A 7158-nucleotide genomic window follows, 5' to 3' on the forward strand; every position below is an offset into this window, starting at 1 on the left:
CGTTTCCATCTTGCATGTAAATAATCATATCCGCGTCACGGACCGTCGATAGACGATGCGCAATGACGAAGCTCGTGCGGCCTTGACGCAGCTCGGCCATGGCCTTTTGGATCAGCATCTCGGTGCGTGTATCGACCGAACTCGTCGCTTCGTCGAGAATAAGGATCGGCGCATCAAGCAGGAAGGCGCGCGCAATCGTCATAAGCTGGCGCTGCCCTTGCGAAAGAGACCCGCCGCCGTTCTCCAGAACGGTATCATAGCCGTCTGGTAGCGTGCGAACGAAATTGTCCACATGACAGCGTTTTGCGGCAGCGACGACCTGTTCACGGCTCGCCTCGGGACGGCCATAGGCGATGTTGTCGTGGATCGTTCCGGTGAAGAGCCATGCATCCTGTAACACCATTGCCATGGCGTGGCGTAACTCGCTGCGCGGCAGGTCAGCGATATCCTTTCCATCCAACCGGATCACCCCACTATCGATCTCGTAGAAGCGGATCAAAAGGTTGACCAGCGTCGTCTTACCGGCGCCGGTCGGGCCGACAATGGCCAGCATCTGGCCCGGCTTGGCCTCAAAGCTAACATCCTCGAACAGCGGTTGGTCCGGACGGTAGCGGAACCCGACATGTTCAAAACAGACATGGCCGCTGACCGGTCGGGAGACTTCCGCACCTGCCTCTGGTTCAACCGCCATCTCAGGCGCATCAAGCAATTCAAAAACCCGCTCTGCCGAAGCCAGCGCGGACTGCACCTGTGCTGCCATGCTGCCAAGTTGCGAGATCGGCTGACCCATCTGGCGGATATACTGGATGAAGGCCTGCACCCCGCCAAGGCTGAGCGACCCCGCCAAGACCTGGAATGCCCCGAAGACAACCACCGCGATATAGGCGAGGTTGTTCACGAACATTGTGGTCGGCTGGATCAGGTTCGCAAATATCTGCGCGCGCATGCTTGCCTGTGCCAAAGCGCTGTTCTTCTCGGCAAACCGCAGGTCTACGCGATCGCGCGCGCCATAGGCTCGAATGAGCGCATGTCCGGTAAAAGTTTCCTCCACAAGTGCGTTCAGATTTCCTGTTTCGCGCCATTGCTCTACATATCTCGGCTGAGCGATGCGACTTAGCAGGCGCGACACTGCAAGCGATATGCCAATCGCGACCAAAGCCACGACAGCAAGCGGCACAGATATCAAAAGCATCATCGTCAAAACACCGATAATGGTCATCAACATCAGCATAACCTGACTGGCAACCTGCTGTAGATTCTGGACCAAGTTATCAATATCGTTGGTAAACCGCGAAAGAACCTCGCCATGAGGCTGTGTATCGAACCACTTGAGCGGGACTCGAGAGAGCTTGGCTTGCGCCGCTTCACGCAGGTCGCGCCCCACATTCTGCACAAGGTCGTTAATCAACCAAGCCTGCAAGAAATTAAGGCCCGATGCGAGAAGGTAGATCGCCGCAACGATCAAGAGCTGGCGGACAAGAGCCGGGAAGGTATAACTGTCGCTGACCAGCAAGTCGGTCGCAAGGCCGAGCTGCCAAGGGCCCACGGAATTTCCGATCACGCTCCCTGCACTGAGCACGAAGGTGACGATCAGTGTCTTTCTATTGTTGCCCAGCGCCAACCAGACCCGCCGAGCGGCATCCCCAGCTGCTTTAGGCTTCGCCACCGCAACCGGAGCCGGCGACGCCCCAGGCCCGGAGGCGGTCGTTTCAGTCGGCGCAACACTGTCAAGCTCTGGCTCATGTGCCTTGGTCATGCCGCACCCTCCTCTGACTGAGTCTGCGAATGGACAGTTTCAGCGTAGACTGGACACTCCCGCATCAGTGTATCATGCGACCCGAGGCCAACAGCTCTCCCATTCTCAATGACAAGGATTCGATCTGCATCTCGAATAGACGCCACACGCTGACTGACGATCACCGTGGCTGCGTGACTTACGGCCTCTCGGAGTGCCCCACGCAGCCTGCGATCCGTCGCTTGGTCAAGAGCTGAAAAGGAGTCATCCAGCAGATAAAGATCCGCATTGCAGACAAGTGCCCGCGCAATGGCAAGCCTCTGACGTTGCCCGCCAGAGAAGTTCCCCCCACCCTGCGCCACCGGAGACAAAAGCCCTTGCGGCTGTGCCCGAATAAAATCAGCGGCTTGCGCGATCTCCAATGCAGTCCAGAGTTCCGCATCATCTGCATCGGGGTTTCCCAGCCGCAAAGTGTCCGCGACAGTTCCCGAGAAAAGGTAGGCCTTTTGAGGAACGTAGCCGATATGCGCAGACAAGTCAGCGGGCGCGACGTCTCGAAGATCTACCCCACCAAGCGTGATCCGCCCGCAGCTTGGATCATTCAGCCGCGCAATCAGGTTGACGATCGTAGATTTTCCGGACCCCGTCGCACCGATAACACCAAGCACCTCTCCGGGCCCGAGATCGAAACTGATGTTTTCTATAACCATGGCTTCCGCACCCGGATACCCAAAACTCACATCCTCAAGCCGAAGGTGAAGTCCGGAGCCCCGTGGCGGCAGAGGTTTGGGATCGGATGGCGAACCAACTTCGACGGAGCTTTGCAGCAGCGCCATAATGCGGCGCGCACTGACAAGTGCGCGCGGAAGCATGACTATCATCAAACCCATCATCATCACCGCGATGAGGATCAGTGCAACATAGGACAAAAAGGCAATGAGCGCTCCGACTTCCAAATCGCCCGAGCGGACTCGACTGGCGCCAGCCCAAATCAGGGTAACTGACGTCAACTGCATAACAGCCGTCAAGGACGGCATGATCATTGCCATCAGCCGACCGGAATGGATTGCCGTAGCTGTCAGGTCAGTATTTGCCGTCCCGAAACGCATGCTTTCGCGCGATTGCTGCAGAAAGGCGCGGATGACACGGATGCCTTCAATCTGTTCGCGCAGAATGCTGTTCACGCCATCGAGTTGCCTCTGCATCCGTTGGTAGAGCGGAATAGCCTTGAGTGTCAGAAAGCCGATGATGCCCGCAAGAACCGGGACCGAAACAACCAAGAGCCAAGAGAGTTCCACGTCCTGATGCACCGCCATGACCGCACTGCCCACGCCCATGATAGGGGCGACCACGACCATCGTGAATGCCATGACCAGCATCGACTGAACCTGCAGGACATCATTGGTACAACGTGTGATGAGGGAGCCGACAGTAAACCCCTGCACCTGTGACAAGGCGAGGCGGTTCACCTTGTCGAACACATCCGCGCGCAGGCTTTGACCGATCCGGTAGGCCACAAATGCGCCGAGAAAGACCGCAGTGGCACTCAACACAAGCTGAACCCCAGCGGCAATCCCCATGAGCCCGCCATACTGACGAATGGCTGAGGTGTCTTGGGCACCTATCCCGAGGTCAACGATGTCGGCGCTGAAACTTGGCAAAAGGAGCGAGGCAATCACCTGCCCCATCTGGCAAATCAACAGAGCCAGAAGAGCCCACTTGTATATAAATAACCTCTCGCGCCATGTCGGGGCTCCCGAGATACGCCTTCTTGAATCGCCGGTCTTCGTTTTTACAAACATGAGGCACCACTATCTTTGAAAGCTGGCTTGATGTCCCGTTTCGTAAATGCACGAGCACCGTCACCAGTGGCTGAGGGGCACATGTCGCGCCCCCCAAAGAAATTCACGCACCGAAGAGATCTTGAAACTCACGAATACGAGCGGCGTTGACACCTTGGTCGCTGCGGCCCACTCTCGACACACTACGCATGTCAACACGGCTTCCCTCGCCTTGAGGACTCACGCGCACCACAACGTCATCTGCAAAATAGAAAACAGATGTCCGGGCTGTTGCCTCAAAGCGTTGGCGATCGGAATCTGTCGCGATGATCTCCCATCCCATTTCGTTCGCAACATTCAAAGCCCGCTCATAGGCCGCCTCGACAGAGAGGGGCGTTTCATGAGGAGCGATGTCAGGATAGGAATTGGCCTGAGCTTCGGCCAATTCCGGGCCGCCGTAGACGAGCGTATTGCTCGCACCTTCGCGGGTGTCATTGAGCACCTCGAACAACGGCGGATTGGTGGTGTCGGTCGAAATGTCGTGGATCGGTGCAGCGCGCGGTGTTGGATTGAGTGTGGAGGCCGCGAGCGGCGCCAGCAGGACGAGGCCGACAATCGCAGCAAGTCCACTTGCCAGCATTCCACCGCGCTCCTTGCGCAGAATATGAATAACGAAGGCGAGCACCCCCACGGCTGCAACGATCATTCCGAGCCAGTTGAAGTAAGAGCGATAGAGACCGAATCCGGTGATGGGTTGCCAAAGGCCCAAGCGCGCACCAAACAGGATCAACGCTGCGCCACATACGCCTATAACGGCGACCAAAAGTGCGATTTTTCCGGAATGTTTCATGAGTTTCATAGGCCTTTCGCCATAGTGTTTCGGGTGCTGACATTTGTCAGGAATAGTGCAGTGTCTTGACCGCTCAACAACGGCCTATGTCGTTTAATTGTCTGTCTTTCCTGTTGCTGCGGCACCAGCGCCCGTTGCGATCTTCAATGTGGCCCATGCCTGCGCAGCGTCATTCACCGCCGAGGCGGCCGAGATCTTGGCCGAAGCCGTGTTGCGGTCGGTTTCGAGCAAATCCAGAAGAGTAATAGCCCCCCTACGGTAGTTCTCCTGCGCCAGCGTCAAGGCGTGGTCGTAATCACTCGCAGCGGTTCTCAAAAGGGATGCCCTTTGGCGGTAACGTGACAGATTGGATTGGGCGACTTGCACATCCTCTACAGCCGATGACACGGCGCTACGCCACGCGATTTCAGACTGTTTGGCAGCAGAGATCTGCGCATCACGACTGGCGCGTAGCTGACCTTGATTGAACACCGGCAATGACAGCGTAGGGCCAAAACTCCAGCTGTCCGAACTGTCTGTACGGCCAACTGTGCCGTTGAGTGTCAAAGACGGATATAGCGCGGCTTCCGCCACGCCGACTGTCGCCACGGCCTCCGCAAGATCGGCCTCGGCGCTGCGCACATCAGGGCGATTGCGCAAAAGATCCGCCGGCACTCCGGAGTTTGCACCGGACGGAGTTGAGAGTTGCGGTGCGCCCTTCTGCATTTTTGTCATCAACGGACCAGCAGGTTCGTTGAGCAGCGTCGCGATTGCATAGACATTTGCATCAAACAACGCCGCATATTGTGGCAGGCTGGCCCTTGCCGTTGAGAGCAGTGCTTGCGCTTCAGCCAGTTCGTATTCTGTTGCGCCCCCCGCCTCAAACTGACTGCGGGTGATATCCACCGTTTCCTGGCGCGTTTTAATCGTGGCACGGGTCAGCGCCAGGACCTCTTGGTAATACCGCGCGTCGGCATAGGCGGACAACAACTCCGCCAGCCATGCCAGCCGGACGGTTTCCGCATCGGCCCGGGCAGCCGTGAGCGACGCGCTGGCAGCTTCGCGTTCACGCCGGAGGCCGCCGAAAAGATTAAGAACCAACGAAGCGTTTAGGTCTCCGCTATTGCTGGTACTAGTGTTTCCCGCCCCGTCACCTCCCGACCGAGTACTCTCTCCGGAAAGAGAGCCATCTATTGCAGCGTTGACGCCGGTCGCCCTTAGTTCTGCTTGCGCTTGACGGATCGCTTCGATGGCGGCCATCTCGTCGAGGTTTTGATCCAGACCCCGTGACACCAGTTGGGTCAGGAGCGGATCCTTATACTCCCGCCACCATTGTTGCGCTGCAACGGCACCAATAGCCTCCGCACTCCCGCCAACAAACCGGGTTTGCATCGCGACTTCCGGACGTTGATAGTCCGCCCCAACCGCACAGCCAGCCACAAGGAGGCTCAACAAAATAGAATAAGACTTCATTGAGTCGCCTCCTTGCGGAACCGGAACAATTCGGAGGTTTTAATAACCGCAACATAGAAAACCGGAACCATCACCACCCCGATAACCGCGGAAAAGATGATGCCGCCGAGCATGCCCGTGCCGATCGATTTCTGCGCATTTGCCCCGGCCCCAGAGGCCAGCACCAAGGGTAGAATGCCAAATCCGAAAGCCAGAGAGGTCATAAGAATAGGACGCAACCGCAAACGAGCAGCCGAGATAGATGCCTCAACCAGACTGGCACCCTCCGCGCGAAGAGATTGCGCAAACTCGACGATCAAAATGGCATTTCTTGCGGCGAGACCAATGGTGGTGAGCAAGCCCACCTTGAAATACACATCATTGGACTGACCGAAGAACCATGTCGTCGCCAGTGCGCCCAGAATACCAATCGGAACAGAGAGCATAACCGCAAACGGCACCGACCAGCTTTCATACAGAGCGGCAAGACAAAGGAATACAACCAGCGCGGAAATTGTGTAGAGGATTGCTTCTTGGTCACCCGACAAGCGCTCTTGGTAGCTGAGACCTGTCCACGCCACGGAATAGGATCCGTCCAGATCGGCTGTCATCTCCTCCATCAGATCCATTGCATCTCCCGAGCTGGTCCCTGTCGATGCTTCGCCGGAAATTTCCAGCGCTCTCGTGCCACCATAGCGGGCGAGCTTCGGCGTAATCATCTCCCATTCACGGGTCATAAAGGCCGAGAGCGGCACCATTTCCGAACTCGAATTGCGCACATACCACTGATCAATATCCTCTGGTTGCATACGCCAATTCGCACCACCTTGGACGATCACCTCGCGCAGATCGTTACCGAGCGGGAAGTCATTGACATAGGAGCCAGCAAAAACCGTAGAAAGCATGGCATTCACATCAGAAAGCGAGACACCTAAAGCCTCAGCTCTTTGCTGATCAATCACCAATTTCAAAGACGGTTCTGTAGCATCATCATTGCCGCGCAGATTGGTGACACGCCCATCTGAGCTACTCCCCATTTGTTGGACAGGATCTGGCGTAAATTAAGCTACTCTCTGCTCCTGCTGATCGGGTTGTGTTCTGTCATTTCTCAGCCAATAGACCACGGCTGGCGGCCTGCCGCCAAGGGCTGAGTGTGGGCGTTGGTTGTTGTAAAAGGTCATCCATTTCCGGATGCCTGCCTTCGCTTCTGATCCGGTCTCCCAAGCATGCAGGTAGACACACTCGTATTTCAGGGTTCGCCAGAGCCTCTCAATGAAGATATTGTCCAGGTAGCGGCCCTTCCCATCCATTGAGATACGCACGCCGGATCGGCGGAGCCGGTCGGTCCAGGCGAAGGACGT

5 protein-coding genes and 1 pseudogene are annotated in these 7158 nt (G+C 56.9%); all 6 read right to left on the reverse strand.

Annotated features, from left to right (window positions below):
* Positions 1–199: 199 nt before the first annotated feature.
* Positions 200–1756: pseudogene (locus BM152_RS16925) on the reverse strand (ABC transporter ATP-binding protein); the annotation flags it as partial.
* Entirely contained in the window at positions 1753–3537 is a 1785-nt protein-coding gene (locus BM152_RS16930; protein ID WP_082715336.1) for an ABC transporter ATP-binding protein, read from the reverse strand. The pseudogene BM152_RS16925 and the gene BM152_RS16930, both read right to left, overlap by 4 nt.
* 103 nt (positions 3538–3640) lie before the next feature.
* A complete protein-coding gene (locus BM152_RS16935; RefSeq protein WP_066602226.1) occupies positions 3641–4375 on the reverse strand; it encodes a DUF1499 domain-containing protein in 735 nt (244 codons plus the stop codon).
* A gap of 84 nt (positions 4376–4459) precedes the next feature.
* Positions 4460–5818 carry an efflux transporter outer membrane subunit gene (locus tag BM152_RS16940; protein ID WP_066602228.1) on the reverse strand — a complete coding sequence of 453 codons (1359 nt, stop codon included), beginning with the start codon at positions 5816–5818 and terminating at the stop codon, positions 4460–4462.
* Positions 5815–6834, reverse strand: a complete 1020-nt coding sequence (locus BM152_RS16945; protein WP_066602233.1) for an efflux RND transporter permease subunit — start codon at positions 6832–6834, stop codon at positions 5815–5817. The genes BM152_RS16940 and BM152_RS16945 overlap by 4 nt, the downstream gene beginning before the upstream one ends.
* Before the next feature lie 24 nt (positions 6835–6858).
* Positions 6859–7158, reverse strand: a 300-nt coding sequence (locus BM152_RS16950) for an integrase core domain-containing protein (protein WP_139222529.1), incomplete at its 5' end; no start/stop codon positions are given.

Source organism: Celeribacter halophilus (assembly GCF_900114135.1).
Lineage (GTDB): Bacteria > Pseudomonadota > Alphaproteobacteria > Rhodobacterales > Rhodobacteraceae > Celeribacter > Celeribacter halophilus.

Bases quoted from the DNA above. Each gene is read 5' to 3' on its own strand.
- BM152_RS16945 (WP_066602233.1), bottom strand. From the start codon at position 6,834: ATGGGGAGTAGCTCAGATGGGCGTGTCACCAATCTGCGCGGCAATGAT.
- BM152_RS16940 (WP_066602228.1), bottom strand. From the start codon at position 5,818: ATGAAGTCTTATTCTATTTTGTTGAGCCTCCTTGTGGCTGGCTGTGCG.
- BM152_RS16930 (WP_082715336.1), bottom strand. From the start codon at position 3,537: ATGTTTGTAAAAACGAAGACCGGCGATTCAAGAAGGCGTATCTCGGGA.
- BM152_RS16935 (WP_066602226.1), bottom strand. From the start codon at position 4,375: ATGAAACTCATGAAACATTCCGGAAAAATCGCACTTTTGGTCGCCGTT.